Annotated in this window: 17 protein-coding genes and 4 tRNA genes; 2 read left to right on the top strand and 19 right to left on the bottom strand. The window is 66.9% G+C overall.

Translation table 11 applies throughout. The features are described from left to right. Nucleotides 1-22 precede the first annotated feature (22 nt). Both BcFMB_RS06315 and BcFMB_RS06310 read left to right on the top strand, forming a co-directional pair. Nucleotides 23-223 carry a hypothetical protein gene (locus BcFMB_RS06315; protein ID WP_099721308.1) on the top strand — a complete coding sequence of 67 codons (201 nt, stop codon included), beginning with the start codon at nt 23-25 and terminating at the stop codon, nt 221-223. Nucleotides 224-516: 293 nt separating this feature from the next. Then, nucleotides 517-1,194, top strand: a complete 678-nt coding sequence (locus tag BcFMB_RS06310; protein ID WP_099721307.1) for a DUF6037 family protein — start codon at nt 517-519, stop codon at nt 1,192-1,194. An 11-nt stretch (nt 1,195-1,205) separates the two neighbouring features. On the opposite strand, the gene BcFMB_RS06305 is transcribed toward BcFMB_RS06310, so the two are convergent. From BcFMB_RS06305 to BcFMB_RS06215, 19 genes are all read right to left on the bottom strand, one after another. Further along, on the bottom strand, nt 1,206-1,883 hold the full coding sequence (locus BcFMB_RS06305) for a hypothetical protein (RefSeq protein ID WP_099721306.1): 678 nt from the start codon (nt 1,881-1,883) through the stop codon (nt 1,206-1,208). 504 nt (nt 1,884-2,387) lie between these two features. Continuing rightward, on the bottom strand, nt 2,388-3,089 hold the full coding sequence (locus tag BcFMB_RS06300) for a hypothetical protein (RefSeq protein ID WP_099721305.1): 702 nt from the start codon (nt 3,087-3,089) through the stop codon (nt 2,388-2,390). Then, on the bottom strand, nt 3,089-3,319 hold the full coding sequence (locus tag BcFMB_RS06295; protein WP_198405398.1) for a helix-turn-helix domain-containing protein: 231 nt from the start codon (nt 3,317-3,319) through the stop codon (nt 3,089-3,091). The genes BcFMB_RS06300 and BcFMB_RS06295 overlap by 1 nt, the downstream gene beginning before the upstream one ends. Before the next feature lie 488 nt (nt 3,320-3,807). Beyond that, nucleotides 3,808-3,880 (bottom strand) — tRNA-Asn (locus BcFMB_RS06290). 392 nt (nt 3,881-4,272) lie between these two features. Next, nucleotides 4,273-4,345: transfer RNA gene (locus tag BcFMB_RS06285), tRNA-Asn, on the bottom strand. A gap of 84 nt (nt 4,346-4,429) precedes the next feature. Next, nucleotides 4,430-5,476: a tRNA (adenosine(37)-N6)-threonylcarbamoyltransferase complex transferase subunit TsaD gene (gene tsaD, locus BcFMB_RS06280; RefSeq protein WP_099721304.1), complete on the bottom strand. Its 1,047-nt coding sequence runs from the start codon at nt 5,474-5,476 to the stop codon at nt 4,430-4,432. 59 nt (nt 5,477-5,535) lie between these two features. Then, entirely contained in the window at nt 5,536-6,045 is a 510-nt protein-coding gene (gene rimI / locus BcFMB_RS06275; protein WP_024540433.1) for a ribosomal protein S18-alanine N-acetyltransferase, read from the bottom strand. After that, nucleotides 6,042-6,893 (bottom strand): tRNA (adenosine(37)-N6)-threonylcarbamoyltransferase complex dimerization subunit type 1 TsaB, encoded by an 852-nt coding sequence (gene tsaB, locus BcFMB_RS06270; RefSeq protein WP_024540432.1) that lies wholly within the window; start codon nt 6,891-6,893, stop codon nt 6,042-6,044. Before tsaB ends, rimI begins: the two co-directional genes overlap by 4 nt. Before the next feature lie 34 nt (nt 6,894-6,927). Then, nucleotides 6,928-7,506: a tRNA (adenosine(37)-N6)-threonylcarbamoyltransferase complex ATPase subunit type 1 TsaE gene (gene tsaE, locus BcFMB_RS06265; protein ID WP_099721743.1), complete on the bottom strand. Its 579-nt coding sequence runs from the start codon at nt 7,504-7,506 to the stop codon at nt 6,928-6,930. 43 nt (nt 7,507-7,549) lie between these two features. Then, nucleotides 7,550-8,530 (bottom strand): DNA polymerase III subunit delta, encoded by a 981-nt coding sequence (gene holA, locus BcFMB_RS06260; protein WP_099721303.1) that lies wholly within the window; start codon nt 8,528-8,530, stop codon nt 7,550-7,552. A 29-nt stretch (nt 8,531-8,559) separates the two neighbouring features. Next, complete coding sequence (locus tag BcFMB_RS06255) at nt 8,560-10,455, bottom strand: ComEC/Rec2 family competence protein (RefSeq protein ID WP_157775153.1); 1,896 nt, start codon at nt 10,453-10,455, stop codon at nt 8,560-8,562. 14 nt (nt 10,456-10,469) lie between these two features. Continuing rightward, nucleotides 10,470-11,333, bottom strand: a complete 864-nt coding sequence (locus BcFMB_RS06250; RefSeq protein ID WP_099721301.1) for a ComEA family DNA-binding protein — start codon at nt 11,331-11,333, stop codon at nt 10,470-10,472. A 163-nt stretch (nt 11,334-11,496) separates the two neighbouring features. After that, nucleotides 11,497-14,469: a leucine--tRNA ligase gene (leuS, locus tag BcFMB_RS06245; protein WP_024540429.1), complete on the bottom strand. Its 2,973-nt coding sequence runs from the start codon at nt 14,467-14,469 to the stop codon at nt 11,497-11,499. Nucleotides 14,470-14,535: 66 nt separating this feature from the next. Next, entirely contained in the window at nt 14,536-15,408 is an 873-nt protein-coding gene (locus BcFMB_RS06240) for a transporter substrate-binding domain-containing protein (RefSeq protein ID WP_024540428.1), read from the bottom strand. Between the two features lie 24 nt (nt 15,409-15,432). Then, a complete protein-coding gene (locus tag BcFMB_RS06235) occupies nt 15,433-16,383 on the bottom strand; it encodes a magnesium transporter CorA family protein (RefSeq protein ID WP_024540427.1) in 951 nt (316 codons plus the stop codon). 136 nt (nt 16,384-16,519) lie between these two features. Continuing rightward, nucleotides 16,520-17,347, bottom strand: a complete 828-nt coding sequence (locus BcFMB_RS06230; RefSeq protein WP_099721299.1) for a histidine phosphatase family protein — start codon at nt 17,345-17,347, stop codon at nt 16,520-16,522. 46 nt (nt 17,348-17,393) lie between these two features. Then, nucleotides 17,394-17,798: a pyridoxamine 5'-phosphate oxidase family protein gene (locus BcFMB_RS06225; protein WP_024540425.1), complete on the bottom strand. Its 405-nt coding sequence runs from the start codon at nt 17,796-17,798 to the stop codon at nt 17,394-17,396. Nucleotides 17,799-18,005: 207 nt separating this feature from the next. After that, nucleotides 18,006-18,078 (bottom strand) — tRNA-Ala (locus tag BcFMB_RS06220). A 33-nt stretch (nt 18,079-18,111) separates the two neighbouring features. After that, nucleotides 18,112-18,184 (bottom strand) — tRNA-Ala (locus BcFMB_RS06215). Nucleotides 18,185-18,283 lie beyond the last annotated feature (99 nt).

Below are 18,283 nucleotides of genomic sequence, written 5' to 3'. Positions count from 1 at the left end.
CGTGGCGGGGAAGGATACAACCATGAGCATCGAACTCATCACATGGGAGCCGAAGCATGTCTGGCACCTGGCCGACGACACCAACCCCACGACACTGCTCGACACCATGTCGAAACACGCACGACGAGGCAGGACCCTGACCATCACGGACAGCCACGGCAACACCACGATTCTCAATCCGGCACGGCTCCAAGCCTGGACCATCGAAGTCAACCGCGAATAAACCGCAACCGTGATTCTGGTGGTCAGCACATGTGCGCGAGCCACCAGAATCACACCCGAATACACCCTGTCGCACGAGTGGTCCGCGACATGCACCGAAGCCATATAGCGTGACGAACGTGGCAGGAAACGCGCCCCACCCGCGCCCGACGAGTACCAGTCGTCGAGCACGGGAGGACGCACGGCACAGGCCAGCATTGGCTCGTACCGCAATCCCGCCGCACACAACATAACAACACCAAAACCAATAAAGGCTCTACTTTTCGTCGCTATGCGGCGGGAAAGGATTGAAACATGCAACTGCACACACTGACGGAAACCGCACGCGCGATTCTCGCCCAACACGGCGAGACCCGATTCTTCTGGCGATATCAGGACCAGTACGTGCCAACCGCACAATTCGAGGTGCTTTTCACGGCGACGCTCGCCAACGACGGCAGTATCGGGGATGCCGAACTCTTCATATGCCAATGTGGCGGAATCAACAATCCGTGGAATCACTCCTTCAGTCTGCTCATGCGCAACGGAACCTACCAATGCTCCGCCAGGCTCGAAGGCAAGGACTACTACACGCTGATCAACATCCTGCACATCGGACGCCGACGGCAAGGCACCGACCCGTGGAGTCCTGCGATCTTCCTTGGCGATGTCGACGGATCCTCCGCACATGTACGGAACAACTGGGCAAGACACCGCATACGAACCATCAATGACCTGCCCGCAACCTACCGATCGAATATCGAGGAATCGAACAAGATCTACTACATCTGCGCACGGGAGATCAGCCCGAACGGCCCCACCGAGGCGAATCAAGAAAAGACCCGCCGTCTGATCGGCCCCATGTGGGCACAGCAATGCAAAAAGCTGAGAAAATCCACCTGCTGGACGGATCAGCCCCCTAGGGATAAAGACGGGCATCCCATCCCCGTGAGACTTCCGAAGGACACCGATGCCATGAACAACTTCCACTGAGAACCGAATCATCACCACGCATCCCCTTCCTGCGGCAGCAGCAACGCCGACGCCACGGCCAGGGCAATGTCCTCCAGTTGCCCGGTCAGGAATACGCGTTCCCCGACCGGGAACGAGAACACCAGATCAGTCCACGATTCGCGCAGCACACGCACGCCAGACGACATGATCTCGCTCTCACGATCACAACGCTCGCCACGCACGACCCGAACCAGCATGCGCTCAACCGGCTCATCCAGTTGGGCGCATGCTTCACCCAACGGCTTGTGCAGACCCGCATGCAACAGCGCGCGTGCGGCACGTTCCACACCCGCGTCTGCCATAGGCGTCCCATGCCGCATACGCCAATAGCGGGCATCACGCATGGGGGCATCGGAAAGCAATTCCCGTACCTCCGGACGGCACACATCATATATGCACAACAGCCAGTCCGCCCCCAACAACGAATCCACATACCCGTTAAACCTGGCGATCAGGGCATCATCCGGCAAAGAGGACAGCTCATCCACCGACACGGTACTGTGAACACCGGCCGGCATACGAAGTGCACCGGAATGATCAATATCCAATAACACGGACCGCAGCAGCTCCCGTTCCACCGGAGTGAGAAAATCCCAACCCACCGCAGACTCGCACGAGAGCAGCCCCGCATACCCGGACTCTGACACGCCTAGGCTACGCACAGCCATCACGCCACCTCCAACCGTACGTCCGCACGCCCAGCCTCACCATCAAAACCAAACGCGAAAAACAAAAAACGACAGAGGCACCCGCCCGACACGTGGGCCGCGACCAGCGCCAAAACCTTATAGCGTGACGAACGTGGCAGGAAACGCGCCTCCCCCACGCCCGACGAGTACCAGTCGCCGGACGCGGGAAGACGCACGGCACAGGCCCGAACGGCCCGCACCGCAATCCCGCCGCGCACAACACACAAACCGGAACCAGCAGGTTCCCCAGCAAAACGTCGCGCCGCGGCGGGAAAGAATGAAACATGACAACCAGGATCAAATCTGGAGAAGACCCGACGATTCCTCGGCCCCGCGATCGCGGATGAATGCCGACGCCTGCGGGTCTCCTCACGATGGACCACGGATCAGAAACTGGCCAAACCGTTGCCGTGCCAGCAAGGCGCCGTGGAAGCCTATACACGCCAAGCATTCCAGAACCCTTGAGTGCCGTTCCCATGTCGATCAGCCCCTTTCGAACAGGAACTGACGCGCATCGGGATACGCACGGGCCCCGCCGCCACGACCGGCGAACAGCGACGGCAATGCATCGGCCAACGCCAAGGCCACGGACCCCGAATACAGGTACGACACATCACGGTCCGCCGGATCAATGGCCGACACCAGACCAAGCCACATCTCACGCAGCACCGCGACCGCATCATCACCCACATGCCCGTCATCGTTCACAACGCCGATGAGCATACGGGACGCACTCTCGGACGGCTCCATGCACCCGCACGCCAGCAGACACGAGACGCCGGCATCATTGAGCAGGCGGGCGCGGCGCTCCACCGAGGCAGCCTCCATGCCGAACCCGTCACGGCGACGCGCGAGCTCCGCATCCGCGTACGGCAGGCGCGGCAACAGCCAACGCACCTCCAACCGGCACGCATCATAGACGAACAGGAAATGACCCGACGGTTCGCAACCGGTGACCAACGCCGCGAACCTGTCAATCAGCTCGGCATCGCCCATCGCCTCAAGCCGCACATACAACGAACCCAGATCAGCCTCCGTCGGCATCGGCTCGGCCAGCTTTTGCACCAGCACCTGCCCCTCGCCGTCCAACACGGCCCACTGCATCAACGAACGCTCCGCCCGCGTCAGGAACCACCTCGTCCCATCAACGCCACCGAACGACGGCAAACCCGCATACCCAGCCATCACGCCACCTCCAACCGTGCGTCCGTACGCTCAGCCTCACCATCGAGACCAAGCACAAAATCAGACGAAAGGCCAAACTTGTCATGAAAGAACACAAGGTCACGAAGTTGCCACTGCACATCCCCATGCACCTTTTGCCACACAGATGTGGCCGAGAGCCCCATCTCAGCCGCAAGAGAGCGGTACGTCAGTCCCTGTTCCTGCATCCAGCTGCGCATATCACCAGTCATCTCCACTCCACACCAACACTAATCTTTGTTTGGGAATAACATACAACATATGTTTACATCCGTCAAACAGAGTATGACCATCATGCAGAATGGCTGTTTGAAGTTGACAAACGCGTAGAATCAGATAAAGATGTTTAACATAGCATAAAGAGGTGATTCCGTTGACTATGACACAGACCCCACCAGTAACCCAAAATGATAGGGACATTAATGAGGCCATCTCATTTAACGTAAAGACGCTGCTGGGGCTTTATGGTTATTCCCAGACAGAGCTCGCCCAAGCTCTCGGCATCAAGCGAGCGGCAATGTCACTGAAACTGACCGGCCGCACCAATTGGTCTGCTGCTGACTTGGCGAAAACGGCGACTTTCCTCGACACGACTGCCGACGCTTTGCTTAGCGGCAATTTGATGGGACGACTAAGCGAGGTCGTTAACACAGAATTAACAAAAAGCCCACGGCGACACGCCGTGGGTAATGATGGTGAGCTCCTGCGGCTGGGCTTGAACCAGCGACCGTCCGATTAACAGTCGGATGCTCTGCCAACTGAGCTACGCAGGAATACTGCTTGCATCGAATCTCTTCAACGCAACAAAAAGACAATATACGCGCCATGCACCGAATATGCAAATCGGCGTGTCGCACATATTCGCCAAAGCCGGGAACCGTCGCAGATAAACGAAAAAATCGGTTCAAGGCCGGCGGACGGGTCGCGGATTCCGCGCCCCCGAAACCAATGACGCGAACCACCCATGCGTCCGACGGGATCCGTTCCGCCGTCGGCCTTGAACCGACACCATCCACTGTACGCGCTTTGCCCATAGGCGGTGCGATTTCGCCCGCATGCATACAAATTCCCCATACATGCTTCACGGTTTGGACAAATCCGTCCACAGCGCAGCGCCTGCATGCGCGACGGTAACGAAAAAAGCCGCACGGAGGCGGCTTGTCGGCTCCTGCGACTGGGCTTGAACCAGTGACCGTCCGATTAACAGTCGGATGCTCTGCCAACTGAGCTACGCAGGAATACTGCTTGCATCGAATCTCTTCAACGCAACAAAAAGACAATATACGCGCCATGCACCGAATATGCAAATCGGCGTGTCGTCGTCATGGCATCACGATCCGTTCGAGCGGCATCGCCGAGTCGATTGGGAAGTCCGGCGACGACGGTGCGACACCCGACTGGACAAGGTTCGAGCCGAGCATGGCCACCATCGCGCCGTTGTCGGTGCACAGCGCGATGCGCGGCAGCCGCACGTCGACGCCGTGCTCCTCTCCCGCCATCAGCAGCGCCTGCCGCAGCTGAGAGTTCGCCGAGAATCCGCCTCCGACGATGAGCGTGTCCGCGTCGTACTGCGCACAGCCGCGCATCGCCTTCTTCGCGAGCACGTCGGCGACCGACGCCGCAAGCGACGCGCACACGTCGTCCACCGGAATCAGCTCACCCGCGGCCTGCCGTTCCTCGATCCAGCGCGCGACGGCCGTCTTGACGCCCGAAAAGCTGAAGTCGTACGGATGCTGCTTACCGGCGCGTCCCTGCGTGAGCCCCTGTGGCACATGGATCGCGTGCGGGTCGCCGCGCTGCGCGTGCGCGTCGATGTGCGGACCTCCCGGATACGGGAAGCCGAGCAGCCGCGCCACCTTGTCGAAGCATTCGCCGGCCGCGTCGTCGAGCGTCGTGCCGACGACGTCCACATGGCGCGCGATGTCCTCGACGTGCAGCAGCGACGTGTGGCCGCCCGAGACGATGAGCGCCATCGTGTTCGCCGGCAGCGCGCCGAACTGCAGCTGCGTCACCGCGACATGCCCGATCACGTGGTTGACGCCGTAGACCGGCTTGCCGGCGGCCCATCCGAGCGCCTTCGCGCCGGAGACGCCGACGGCGAGGCATCCGGCGAGGCCCGGCCCGGCCGACACTGCGATCGCGTCGACGTCCGAGATCTCCAGCCCGGCGTCCGCGAGCGCCTTCGAGACGACGGGAACGAAGGCCTGCGCGTGCGCGCGCGACGCGATCTCGGGGATGACGCCGCCGTAGCGCGCGTGTTCGTCCATCGACGACGCGACGACGTTCGAGCGCAGCGTGCCGCCCTGCACGACGGCCGCCGCCGTCTCGTCGCAGGTCGATTCGATGCCGAGGATGATCGGTCCGTCCATCGCTGCTGTCTGTTCCATGCTTCCACCTTGTCCTGTCATGTGTTCCCGTCCTGCCGCCGTCATGCCGTGAACCCGACGACGCGGGGCCTCAATTCGAGGCTCATCGTGTACGCGTCCACGCCTTCGGGCTGATAGTACCGTCTGCGCAGCCCCATCCGTTCGAATCCCATGCCCCGGTAGAGCGTGAGCGCGGCATCGTTGTCGACGCGCACCTCGAGCAGCATGCGTTCGGCGCCGGCCGCCTTCGCGTCCGCGACCATCCGTTCGAGCAGCGCGCGGCCGATGCCTTCGCGCTGATGGTCCCGGGCGACGCCGATCGTCATGATCTGCGCGTCGTAGCCGTCGTACCAGTATCCCGCGTAGCCGCGTATGCGCGGGGTCGCGTCGTCCGTTCCGCCCGCGCCGTCGTCCGTGTCGTCCACGTCGAAGTAGTAGGAGCGTGCGGGCGCGTCGAGCTCCTGCGCGATGGCGCGTTCGCTCCAGGCGCCGGCGCCGAAGAGGTCCCGTTCGAGCGCACCCATCGCCTTGATGACCGTCGCGCGGTCGAGCATGTCGCCGGTCACGATCATGCCGTCGCCGCCCCGTCGCCCGTCCCGTGCGCCGGATCGTGGTTGAGCACGTGCTTGAGCGGGTTCGGCACGCTGACGTCGGGCCTGCGCAGATACAGCGGCTCGACGGCGCCCGTGCCCTCGTCTGCCGGGGCGTGCGCCTGCGCGACGTCGGCGAACAGTGCGAGCCCCGCGGCGCCCATGTCGAGCGCGCCGATGTCGCTCACCGTCTCCAGCCGCGCGAGGCCGTCCCATGCGGACGCGTACTTGCGTGCGCCGTGGCCGACGACGTCGAGGACGACGTCGACGCCGGGGTGGGCGTCGCGGTAGCGGTCGACGGCCTCGCCGACGCGCCGCGCGATATGGTCGGGCGCGTCGATGTCCATGTCGATGAGCGTCGTCGGGTCGCCGGTGCCGGCGTCGAGGTCGGCATACAGGCCGAAGTAGAGCTGCCGGCGGCGCGCGTCGTTGACGCTGAGCGTGAGCGCGACGCGCGGCGTCCCGTCGGTGACGACGCTCACGTCGGCGTAGTCGAAGCGGTCGGCGAAGCGCGGGTCGTGGCGGTGGGCGTAGTGCATGAGCACGGCGTTCGGCGTCAGGTCGTCCTGTCCGAGCAATGTCGCGCCGGTCGCGTAGGCGATCGCCTTCGCCGTGACGATGCCGGCGCGCAGGCCGGTGAACGGCGCGGGCCCCACGCCGACGACGATGCGTTCCGCCTCGTGCGGTGCGACGCCCGCCTGCCGGCATGCGGCGTCGATGTCGTTGCGCAGCTTCTCCACATGAGTGCGCGAGTCGTGTTCGACGACCGGGTCGTGTCCGACGACGCCCACGGTCGAGCCGAACGATGTGTCGATGACTAGTGTGTGCATGTTCCGTCTTTTCGTTGTAGTGCGTCGGTCGTCGTCACCGGCGCGGGTCGAAGTCGAAGTCGTCGAGGAAGCCGTCCCAGCGCGCGCCGACGCCGGTGAGCGTCGCATAGCGCACGCCGTCGCTCGTCAGCGCGGCCCCGTCGGCCATCCCGTGACGCTCGGCGGGGCGTTCGAGCACGACGTCGAGCCGTTCGTCGGCGAGCGCGGCGGCCATCTGCTCGCCCCATTCCATCAGGACGACGGCGCGTTCGTCGACATCCTCGAGCTCCTCGTCCAGACCGAGCGATTCGAGCTCGTCGAGGAGCCGGTCGACGCTGTCCTGTCCGGGCGCGTAGTCGACGCCGCCCAGACGGTAGGCGTCGACGTGGATGAGGCGTGCGGGACGTCCGTCGGCGAAGGTCCCGGTCAGTTCGCGCGCGATCGTGAACGTCGGCGAGACAATCAACTCGTCGATGCCCAGCCCCGCGCCGAAACCCTGCGCGAAGGTCGTCTTGCCGGCCCCGAGCGGGCCGGATAGCAGAATGACCTCGCCGCCGCGCATGCGCCGCGCCACGACGGCGCCGAGCGCGCGCATGTCCTCGGCGCGCGGCACCGCGAATCGTTTCGATTCCATGTCCTTCGACCTTCCGATGTTGCCGTTGCTGTCCCGCACCATGTTACTCAACGCCTTTGTTCGCGATGAGCTCCACGCAGCGCTCGATCGCGTAGGCGGCGTCGCCGCCGTTCGTCTTGCACTGCTCGTCCGCCCAGGCGAGCCTGCGCACGCAGCGTCCGAGCGCCTGCGACGACCAGCCGGCGAGCTGGCGCTGCGTCTTGCGGATGAGCCATGGCTGCATCTTCGCCTCGGCGGCCGTGATCGACCCGGCGCGCACGGCGGACGCCTTCGCCAATGAGCGCAGCTTCATCGCGAGCGCGCCGACGAGCGCGATCGGGTCGACGCCCTGGACGAGCGCCGAACGCAGCATGACGACGGCCTGCGCGCCGTCGCCGGCGAGCGCGGCGTCGGCCACGTTGAAGCCGGTGACCTGCGGATTGCCGATCATGTACCGGTTGACCTGCTCGCACGTGATCGGGTCCTCGTCGAAGTCCATGCACAGCTGGCCGACCATCGCGCACAGCTCGCCGAAGCCGTGCTCGCCGTAGACGGCAGCCAGCTGTTCGGCGGCCTGCGGTTCGACGCGGCGTCCGCGGCGTTCGAATTCGCCGATCGCGAAGTTGCGCACGCCGCCCTTCTCCTTGAGCGCCTTGAGGTCGTCGACCTGCTGCATCGCGGCGCCTGCGCGCCGCAGCTCGTCGACGAGGCGCCTGCCCTTGGCGCCGCCGGCGTGGCGCATGACGACGCCCGAGGCGTTCGGGTCGCCGGCCGAGTCGCGCACGTAGGCGACGAGCGCCTTGCCGAGCGATTCGTCGGCGTCCTCGAGATGGGTGAGCAGCACGCCGGCGCGTTCGCTCAGCAGCGACGGGCTGACCGCCTCGTCGAAGTCGTACCCTTCGGTCATGCGCGCGTCGAGTTCGACGAAGTCGGCGTCGCGGTGGTTGTCGAGCCATCGGCGCACGTCGGCGCGCGCCTCGCGTTCGTTGAGGAACTCGATGCCACCGAAGACGATGACGCAGTTCGCGTCGTTGTTCACTCCCATAGTCCCAATGTGTGCGCATCGTTGGACAATCACGGCCCGCTCCCCTCCCCGCCGCCGGACGCCCGATGGCGAGGCGGCCGTGAGCCCGCCCCGACCCGTCCATGCGGCCGCCGACGCCCCGTCGCGCGGGCCGTGCGCGGACGCCAGCGCAGGCGCACGAGCATCGCGGCCGTGCGTCGCCACCACAGCCGAGACCGGACGATGGGCGCGGGCGACGCGAAGGCGCGACGGCGCGGCATGCCGTCGCGCAGCCGCGCCATCGCGCGCAACAGCACGGCGATGAGCAGCACGAGGATCTCGGCGGCCGCCATCCGCAGCGCGCCGACCGTGTCCGACGGCCATGCAAGCGTCGCGGAGCCGTCCTCGGCGCCGAAGACGTCGGCGGCGATCTCGACGCTCTTCGTGCCGAGCGACGCGCACCACGCGAACGCGAAGCCGACCCGCGGCATGCACCAGCTGACCGTGTACGCGACGAGTCCGCATACTGTGGCGGCGTCCATCCACGGAGCGACGAGCAGATTCGCCGGCACCGCCCACAGCGCGATCCGCGGCTGCATGAGCAGCTGCAGCGGCGACGTGAGCAGCTGCGCGCCGAGCGTCGTCGCGAGCGCGTCGGCCATCGTACGCGGCAGCCATCGGCGCAGCGCGGCGGCGAGTGGACCGGAGGCGAGCGCGATGCCGAGGACCGCCGCGCAGGACAATGCGAAGCCGAGATCGGCTGCGCGCGCCGGTCTGGCGACGATCGAGACGATGGCCGTCCACAGCAGCAGCGGCGCCGTCTGGCTGCGCCGTCCCAGCAGCACGTAGCCGAGGGCGAACAGATGCATGACGACGGCCCGCGTGATCGATTCGCTCGGCACGAGGACGGCGGTGAGCGCCGCGACGGCGGCGGCGCGGGCGCAGGCGACGGCCCAGCGTGGCATGAGCGCCCATGAGCACAGCGCCGTCGCCGCCGCGACGAGCAGCGCGTAGTGGCCGCCGGAGACGGCCATCAGATGGATGATGCCCGCACGCCGGCTGCCCTCCTCGAGCCGGCGCGCATAGACCTCGTCGACCGGTTCGCCCTCGCCCAGCGCGTCCTGTCCGAGCACGCCGAGCGTCAGTCCGGGCACGAGGACGCGCCCCTGGTCCGAAAGTCCTTCGACGACGTCGAAGAACCGCCGCTGCATCGCATGCACGGCGCGCCGCCACGGCGCCGGCGGCCGCAGGGCGAGGGCCGAGCCGGTGTCCCGCCGCGCCACCGTCAGCTGCAGCGTGCGCGCGTCCCACGGCGCGCGGGCGAGCGTGCCGGCCATGCGGTATTCGCCGCCCTGCACGATCCGCATGCACAGCGCCTCGGGAAGCAGCGCCTGCACGTCGACGGCCGAGGGCGTGCGCACGCCGGCCGCCTGCACGGCGCGCGTGGAGGCCCGCACCGTGCAGGCGGCCGCACGCGACGACGACCGCAGCGCCGGCGCCCGGGCCCTGAAGTCGACGGTCGCCCGCGACGGGCCGTCATGGGACAGCCGCATCGCCGGATCGGCCGCCTCATGCGTCAGCGCGACGACCGTCGACAACGCGCCCGTCAGCGCCGCCGCCGCGCACATGAGCAGGCATGAGGCGCAGCGCAGCGCGGGACGCGCGCGGCCGGCGCGCACATGGCGCAGCCAGGCGGACACGCCGTGCAGCGCCGCGAGCATGACGGTGCAGGCGGCAACGCACGTCGCGGCGGCGAATCCACGCAGTCCGGGCGCGCCGTCCGGCGGCAGCGCGGCGCGCGCCGCGAGCGCCGCCGCCCACAGGCACAGCGCGACGGGGAGCATCCGCAGGTCGCGGTGTCCCGATTCGCCGTCGATCCAGCGGGCCGGAAGACCGCGCAGGCCGACGTGGCCGCCGCCGGCCGGTCGCCGCCGCGCCGTCCCGGCCACCGTTCCCTCATCGCTCATCGTTCCCGCGCCGGTCATCGCACCGTCACCTGTCCGCGGATCTTCTCGAGCGTCTTGGGGCCGATGCCGTCGATGTTGAGCAGCTCGTCGACGGCACCGAACCGTCCCACGCCCGCGCGGTAGGCGATGATGTTCGCCGCCGTCACCGGCCCGATCCCCTTGACCGTCTCGAGCTGCTCCTGCGTCGCCGTGTTGAGGTCGATGGGCTGCGACGACGTGCCCGGCAGGGCCTGCTGCGCCGTCTGCGGCGCCGGATCCGTCGTTGGCTGCTGCTGCGGCGACGTCTGCGCCGCATCCTGCTGTCCCTGCGCCGCGCCGGTCCGGGACGACTGCGACTGCGCATCCGGGGCGCCAGACGTGCTCGGCGTGCATGAGGGGGCGGTGTCCCCGGAGGCGTGCGGCGACGTCGCGATGGATGTCGGTTCGGGCGAGGCGGCGGCCAGATTGACCGACTGCTGCACGAGCAGCGCGAGGCTCGCCGCGAGCATGACGACGAGGATCGCCATGACGACGAGCGCATGCACCGGTTCGACGCTCAGCCTGGGCCGCGTGCGGGGCTCGCTTCCCCGCCGTTCCTCGTCCGCGTGCACGCCGGCGAGGCCCTCGAGCAGCGCACGCGCGCCGGTGGCGTCCGCACCGTCGGCCCTTGTGTCCGCGTCCCCTGCGCCGTCGCAAGGGCCGACGCGCTCGCCACCGAAACCGCGCGCGCCGCGATCGTCCGGCGAGCCGCGCTCACATCGCCCACTGCGTCCATCCTGCCCGCCGCGCCGCGCAGTACCGGGTCGCGGCGGCAGCGGCACGTCGGGCCGGCGCGAACGGCGCGCGTCGGCTCCCCGTGTCGGAGCGGCCGGACGGCCCTCATCATCGTCATCGAACATGGCCCCACTATCGCGGCCCGGACGTGTCCGTGTCCATCCGGACGGAAGCATGTGTACGGACGGCCCCTCCGTCCACATTCCGCCATGGGCCAAGAACGGCGCCATATCAACGAAAAAGGGAGGGTCGCCCTGACGGGCGGCCCTCCCCCACGACGTGTCGCGGTCAGTCGCCGGGCACGACCGACACGATCTTCGGCGCCTTGACGATGACCTTGCGCGGGGGCACGCCGCCGAGACGGTCGGCGACGGCCTCGAGCGCCATCCGTTTGAGCTCGTCCGGATCGATGTCCGGGCTCACCTCGAGCTTGGCGCGCACCTTGCCCTTGATCTGCACGACGGCCGTGACCATGTCCTGGCCGACGTAGCGTTCGTCCGCCTGCGGCCACGGATGGTGCGCGAGCGAACGGTCGTGGCCGAGCCTGCTCCACAGCTCCTCGGCGATGTGCGGGGCGATCGGCGAGACCATCAGGATCAGCGGCTCGACCGCGGCGCGCGGCACGCGCTCGAGGCCGGTCAGATGGTTGTTGAGCACGATGAGCTTCGCGATGGCCGTGTTCGGACGCATCGCCTCCATCTCGACCGTCACCTCGGCGATCGTGTTGTTGAGCAGCTTGAGCGTCTTGTCGTCGGGCGTCTCGTCGACAACGGTGACCTCGCCGGTCGCCTCGTCGATGACGTTGCGCCACAGACGCTGCAGGAAGCGCATGCCGCCGACGACGTTGCGCGTGTTCCACGGGCGGGACTCATCGAGCGGACCCATGCTCATCTCGTACAGGCGGAAGGTGTCCGCGCCGTAGTCGTCGTACATGTCGTCCGGCGTCACGATGTTCTTCAGGCTCTTGCCCATCTTGCCGAACTCGCGGTTGACGTGCTGGCCGTGCCACGTGAAGGTCGGCTCGCCGGACGCGTCCGCCGGACCCTCCTCGACCTCGTCGGCCGGGACGTACTCGCCGCGGTCGTCGGTGTAGGCCCAGGCCTGGATCATGCCCTGGTTGAACAGCTTGTGGAACGGCTCGCTCGAATCCACGTAGCCGAGGTCGAAGAGGATCTTGTGCCAGAAGCGCGAGTAGAGCAGATGGAGCACGGCGTGCTCGACGCCGCCGATGTACAGGTCGACGCCGCCGGATTCGCCGGCCGTCGGATTGTGCTTCGGGCCCATCCAGTAGTCGTATTCGTCGCGTTCGACCATGTGCTCGGTGTCGTGCGGGTCGAGGTAGCGCATGTAGTACCAGCACGATCCGGCCCAGTTCGGCATCGTGTTCGTCTCGCGGTGGTAGCGCCTGGGGCCGTCGCCCAGGTCGAGCGTGACCTCGACCCAGTCCCCGTTGCGGCTCAGCGGGGCCTCCGGGTTGGACTGCGCGTCCTCCGGGTCGAAGGTCTTCGGGCTGTAGTCGGGCACCTCCGGCAGGTTGATCGGCAGCATCGAATCGGGCACGAGATGCGGTACGCCCTCGTCATCATAGACGATCGGGAACGGCTCGCCCCAGTAGCGCTGACGGCTGAAGAGCCAGTCGCGCAGGCGGTAGCTGACGGTGCCGTGGCCGACCTGCGCCTGCTCGAGCCACGCGGTGACGGCCGCGATCGCGTCGTCGACGCCCATGCCGTTGATGTCGAGCGCGTCGCCGCGCGCCCAGGTGGCGTCGACCGACGAGTTGACGACGACGCCGTCATGGGAGGTGTACGGTGCCTTGCCCTCGTAGTTCGCGAGCGTGTCGCCGCCGTCGGGCAGCGGCGCGACGGTGTAGATGACCGGCAGGCCGTACTTGGCCGCGAAGTCGTAGTCGCGCTGGTCGCCGCCCGGCACCGCCATGATCGCGCCGGTGCCGTAGTCCATCAGCACGTAGTCGGCGGTGAACACCGGCAGTTCGGCGCCGGTGATCGGGTTGATCGCATACAGGCCGGTGAACAGGCCGGTCTTCTCTCCGGCCTCGTTGACGCGGTCGGCGGCCGTCTTCGACTCCGCCACCGTGCGGTAGGCGGCCACGGCTTCGAGCGGCGTCGCATAGCCGCCGGTCCACTGCCCGCTCACGCCGTCGGGCCACTGTTCGGGCACGTGCATCAGCAGCGGATGCTCCGGGGAGACGACGCAGAAGGTCGTGCCGAACAGCGTGTCCGGACGGGTCGTGTAGATCTCCATGTCCTCGAGGCCGTCGCCGGCGCGCACCTTGAAATGCACCGACGCGCCATGCGACTCGCCGATCCAGTTGCGCTGCATGAGCTTGACCTTCTCGGGCCAGTCGATCGTGTCGAGGTCCTCGATCAGGCGGTGGCCGTAGGCGGTGATGCGCATCGACCACTGGCGCAGCTCGCGCTGGAACACCGGGTAGTTGCCGCGTTCGGAACGTCCCTCGGCGGTCACCTCCTCGTTCGCCAGCACGGTGCCCAGACCCGGGCACCAGTTGACCGGCGACTTCGAGATGTAGGCGAGGCGGTACTCGTTGAGCACGTCCGCCTGCTCGGCCTCGCTCAGGTCGTCCCAGGCGCGGCCCTCATGGCCGTCGATCGGGCGGGCGCCGGAGCGGAACTGCTCGACGAGCTCGCCGATCGGGCGCGCGCAGCCCATCGAACCGCTCGGGTTGCGCTTGTCCGGGTCGTACCATGCGTCGAAGATGCGCGAGAAGATCCACTGCGTCCAGCGCACGTAGCCGGGCTCGATCGTCGCGAAGGAGCGGCGGTCGTCGAAGCTCAGGCCCATGCGGTGCAGCTGGCGGCGCATGTTCGCGATGTTCTGCTCGGTCGTCACGCGCGGATGCTGTCCGGTCTTCACCGCGAACTGTTCGGCCGGCAGGCCGAAGGCGTCGTAGCCCATTGCGTGCAGCACGTTCTCGCCCTTCATGCGGTGGTAGCGGCTGACGACGTCGGAGGCGAGGTAGCCGAGCGGATGGCCCACATGCAGGCCCTTGCCCGACGGGTACGGGAACATGTCCATCGCGAAGAACGGCCGGCGGCCGTCCGCGTGCCGGCCCTCGCCGTCGGTCAGCCCGCCTTCGACGTTCGCCGCCCAGAACGTGCCCTGCTCGTCCCAGATCCTCTGCCATTTGCCTTCGATGGTCTGCGCCATCGCGGCGTTGTACCGGAATGCGGACTGATCCGCATCGTGCGCCTGCGCCGGCGCGCTCGCTTCGTTCTCACTCATAGGGCACGATTATCGTTTTTCAGCTGGACAGTGCCCTCCGCGCCGTCCGCAGTGCGAACGTGCGGCTCATTCCTCGTAGCGCGAGTCGACGATGTCGGGCGGGTTGAGTCTCAGGTCCGCGTCGACGCCGAGCGCGCGGCCCGCCTCGTCGACGATCCGGTCCCACGATCCGTCGTAGATCATGCCCTGCAGCGTCGTGTTCATCTGCGCGAGCAGCTCGTCGCCGCCGGCGATCGCGATGCCGTAGCCGCGCTCGCCGAAGGACGCATCGACGAGGCTCACGTATTCGGCGCCGGCCTGGGCGCGCAGGCCGGCGAGCACCGGACGCGCGCCGGCCACGGCGTCGGCCTCGCCGGCGAGCAGCGCGGAGACGCAGCGGGAGAAGTCGTCCTCCTCGCGGAAGCGTACGCCGTCGATGTGTGCGGCGAGCTGTTCGCGCACGCCGTCGTGTGCGACGACGCACACGCTGCGGCCGCGCACGTCGCCGGCTCCGCGGATCGCCGCACGTTCGTCGTTGCGCACGAGCAGCCCGTCCTCGGCGATCAGGTACGGCCCCGAATAGCGCACGTCGCCGCCGCGCGAGGCGAGCTGCTTTGTGAACGCGCGCGCGTCCTTGCCGCCCTCGTAGGCGTACGACGTCATCGCGAAGTCGATCGTGCCGTCGGCGAGCATCGCGTCGCGCGTCGCCGCCGTCATCGCGTGGAAGACGATCTGGCGGTTGCTGTAGCCGATCTTCTCGGCGACGTACTTGGCCACGTCGACGCTCAGGCCGCTGTATCCCTCCTCGTGGTACCAGGAGACGCCGGGCTCGTCGACGGCGACGCCGATGTCGACCATCGGGCCGTCGGCCTGCCCGGGCACCGTCACCTGCACCGACGTGCCGCACGCGGCGAGCGGCGAGACGGCCGCCACGGCGCACAGCGCGGCAAGGACCCTCATTCCTCCACGGCTACGCATGCTGCCTCACTTGAACAGACGGGAACGGGTGAGGAACCACAGCACGAGCAGCGCGAGCACGAGCGCGAACACGATGATGATCAGGAACCCCCAGCGCGAGCCGGTGAACGGCATGCCGAGCATGCCGTTCTGGAAGTTCATGCCGTACATCGAGAAGATGAGCGTCGGGACCGACAGCGTGATCGAGATGATCGTGAAGATGCGCATCACGTTGCTCAGGTTGTTGGAGACGACCGACGAGAACGCGTCGGTCATGTTCGCGAGGACGCCGCTGTAGATGTTCGCCATCTCGATCGCCTGCTTGTTCTCGGTGATGACGTCGTCGAGCAGGTCCTCGTCCTCCGGGTACTGCTTGATGCGCGAGAGCGTCGTGAGCTTCTCCATGACGATCTCGTTCGACTTGAGCGACGTGTTGAAGTAGACGAGCGTCTTGCTCAGCTCGAGCAGCATCAGGATCTCGCGGTTCTGCATCGAATGGCGCAGCCGCAGCTCGAGCTTGTCGGTCTCGCCGTCGATGATGCGCAGGTAGCGCAGGTACATCGTCGCGTTGCGGTAGAGGATCTGCAGGATGAAGCGCGAGCGCATGAAGGTGTTGAAGCCGCGGATCGTGCCCTCCATGAACGGGTGGAGCACCGGCGTGTCCTGCATGCACACGGTGACGATGAGCGTGCGCGTGACGATGATCGACAGCGGGATCGTCTCGTACCAGTTGCGTCCCGAACGCTCCCCGACCGTCGGGATGTCGACGATGATCATCGTGTAGTCGTCCTCGACGTCGACGCGCGAACGCTCCTCGTCATCGAGCGGGGCGCGCAGGTCGGCGAGGTCGATGCCGGTCTCCTGGGCGACGGTGGTGAGCTCGACGTCGGTGGGGTCGCACAGCGCGAGCCATGAGCCGTTCTCCGGCTTGTCTATCTGTTCGACCTGTCCGTGAACGGTACTGAACATGCGCAGCATGAGATCACCCGCCTCTCATTCGCCGAGCCGCGCGACGGACGCGGCCTGTCCTTGTGCAAACATCAACAGCTTAGCCGCACCTATGAGACACGCCGCCCGGGCGGGGCCGGGCGGCGTGGGCGCCATGCGGGCGGCTTCAGCCGGCGATCGGCCTCCACATCGGCATGTCGGGGTTGCGCAGCTGCTCGGGGCCGTTCTCCCAGTCAACGAACTCGGCGATCTGCGGGCCGTGGTTGAACTCGGCGAGCAGCCAGCGGTCGCCGTCGGCGCCGTGCTCGAGGCTCAGACGCGACCAGAAGGCGTTGCGCATGGCGTCGAGCCCGTTGGCGGCGTCGACGTCCATGCCCAGCAGCGTCGCGATCGTCGCGACAATCCACGATCCGTGGGAGACGACGAACAGCGTCTCCTCGCCGGGCACGTCCCGCGCCTGGCGCACATACGAGCGGATCGTCTCGGCGCCGCGCTCGCCGACCTCGCGCCGGCTTTCGACGCCGTGGGCGAGCTCGCCGCCCTCGTGGCGCCTCCAGGAGCGGAAGTCCTCGGGCCAGCGCTCGCGGATCTCCTCGCGCGTCATGCCCTCCCATTCGCCGAAGCCGCGCTCGCGCAGCCTCGGGTCGAGATGCACGTCGAGTCCGAGGATGTCGGCGAAGACGTGCGCCGTCTGCTGCGCGCGGAACAGGTCCGAGCTGACGACGACCATCGTGCGCTGCGAGGCCGGCGCCTTGCGGTACTCCTCGGCGTCGACGGCGCGCACGGTCGCCACCGGCGCCTCCGGCAGCAGCTCGGGATGGGTGGCCAGATTGCTCACCTTCGCCCAGTAGTAGCGCTGCGCGAGCGCGAGGCCGCTCTGGTCCACCTGCCATTGGCCGACGATGTCGAGCGGGACCTCGACCTGGCCCTGCAGGCGGCGTTCGAGGTTCATCGAGGTGCGCCCGTGGCGCAGCATGACGATGTCGGTGATCATCTTTCCTTGTGACTCCTTACGCTTCGTGGATGGCGACGGGGCCGGTTCAGTCCTTCGCGATCGTCTTGCCGGCGTGCGCGCCGGCGGACAGGTCCTCGATCGTGTCGATCGTCATGACCGGCACGCATGCCGGGACCTTCGTGCCGCGTTCCTTCGCGAGCCTGACCTGCTCGTCGTAGACCGCGTCGTCGGTGTGCAGGATGACCTCGCCGCGGAAGCGGTAGCCCTTCTTCTGCTCGAAGTTGACGAACGCGACGACCAGGGGGCTGCCGTTCTCGAGGTTGCGGTAGGTCTGTCCGGCGGTACGCTCGTGGTAGGCGAGATGCTCGTCGTCGAGCGCGAACATGCTCATCTTCGGTCCGAGGTCAGGCACGCCGTCGGGGCTGACGGTGGCGACCCATGCGAGGTTGTCCTTGATGAAATCCTTCATCGCTTCAGTAAGCTGTGCCATTGTGGGGCTCCTTTCTGTACACTCCCCACACTACGCGACCGCGGCCGGCCACATGCCCCGTTGCGCTGTGGAATGAGCGCGACGCATGTCATGCTGCTCACATGTGAGCCCGCTCACACCGATGCCGCACCGTCGCGGCCCGTCGGACGCTCTCCGTCGTGCAGGGTGCCGATAACGAAAAACCCGGCCGAAGCCGGGTGTCGATCGTGGAGCTAAGGGGATTCGAACCCCTGACCCTCTCCATGCCATGGAGATGCGCTACCAGCTGCGCCATAGCCCCGAATAGGGAGGAACCTGATGCCAGGAACCTTCGTGGAGCTAAGGGGATTCGAACCCCTGACCCTCTCCATGCCATGGAGATGCGCTACCAGCTGCGCCATAGCCCCATCGGCTTTTCAGCCAACTCGAAATAGTGTACATCATGGATTCCCAATATGCAAAGGTCCGGCGTGTCGCACTCTGCGACACGCCGGACCTTCCCTGTC

Source organism: Bifidobacterium choerinum, from assembly GCF_002761235.1.
GTDB lineage: Bacteria > Actinomycetota > Actinomycetes > Actinomycetales > Bifidobacteriaceae > Bifidobacterium > Bifidobacterium choerinum.
This window is presented reverse-complemented; position numbering and strand designations above follow the sequence as displayed.

What these genes read in the sequence shown, in the direction of transcription:
- BcFMB_RS06295 (WP_198405398.1), bottom strand. Translation starts at nt 3,319, where the DNA reads ATGACTGGTGATATGCGCAGCTGGATGCAGGAACAGGGACTGACGTAC.
- BcFMB_RS06250 (WP_099721301.1), bottom strand. Translation starts at nt 11,333, where the DNA reads ATGTTCGATGACGATGATGAGGGCCGTCCGGCCGCTCCGACACGGGGA.
- tsaD (WP_099721304.1), bottom strand. Translation starts at nt 5,476, where the DNA reads ATGGACGGACCGATCATCCTCGGCATCGAATCGACCTGCGACGAGACG.
- BcFMB_RS06230 (WP_099721299.1), bottom strand. Translation starts at nt 17,347, where the DNA reads ATGATCACCGACATCGTCATGCTGCGCCACGGGCGCACCTCGATGAAC.
- BcFMB_RS06255 (WP_157775153.1), bottom strand. Translation starts at nt 10,455, where the DNA reads ATGAGCGATGAGGGAACGGTGGCCGGGACGGCGCGGCGGCGACCGGCC.
- leuS (WP_024540429.1), bottom strand. Translation starts at nt 14,469, where the DNA reads ATGAGTGAGAACGAAGCGAGCGCGCCGGCGCAGGCGCACGATGCGGAT.
- tsaE (WP_099721743.1), bottom strand. Translation starts at nt 7,506, where the DNA reads ATGGAATCGAAACGATTCGCGGTGCCGCGCGCCGAGGACATGCGCGCG.
- BcFMB_RS06300 (WP_099721305.1), bottom strand. Translation starts at nt 3,089, where the DNA reads ATGGCTGGGTATGCGGGTTTGCCGTCGTTCGGTGGCGTTGATGGGACG.
- rimI (WP_024540433.1), bottom strand. Translation starts at nt 6,045, where the DNA reads ATGATCGTGACCGGCGACATGCTCGACCGCGCGACGGTCATCAAGGCG.
- BcFMB_RS06225 (WP_024540425.1), bottom strand. Translation starts at nt 17,798, where the DNA reads ATGGCACAGCTTACTGAAGCGATGAAGGATTTCATCAAGGACAACCTC.
- BcFMB_RS06240 (WP_024540428.1), bottom strand. Translation starts at nt 15,408, where the DNA reads ATGAGGGTCCTTGCCGCGCTGTGCGCCGTGGCGGCCGTCTCGCCGCTC.
- BcFMB_RS06310 (WP_099721307.1), top strand. Translation starts at nt 517, where the DNA reads ATGCAACTGCACACACTGACGGAAACCGCACGCGCGATTCTCGCCCAA.
- BcFMB_RS06315 (WP_099721308.1), top strand. Translation starts at nt 23, where the DNA reads ATGAGCATCGAACTCATCACATGGGAGCCGAAGCATGTCTGGCACCTG.
- BcFMB_RS06305 (WP_099721306.1), bottom strand. Translation starts at nt 1,883, where the DNA reads ATGGCTGTGCGTAGCCTAGGCGTGTCAGAGTCCGGGTATGCGGGGCTG.
- holA (WP_099721303.1), bottom strand. Translation starts at nt 8,530, where the DNA reads ATGGGAGTGAACAACGACGCGAACTGCGTCATCGTCTTCGGTGGCATC.
- BcFMB_RS06235 (WP_024540427.1), bottom strand. Translation starts at nt 16,383, where the DNA reads ATGCTGCGCATGTTCAGTACCGTTCACGGACAGGTCGAACAGATAGAC.
- tsaB (WP_024540432.1), bottom strand. Translation starts at nt 6,893, where the DNA reads ATGCACACACTAGTCATCGACACATCGTTCGGCTCGACCGTGGGCGTC.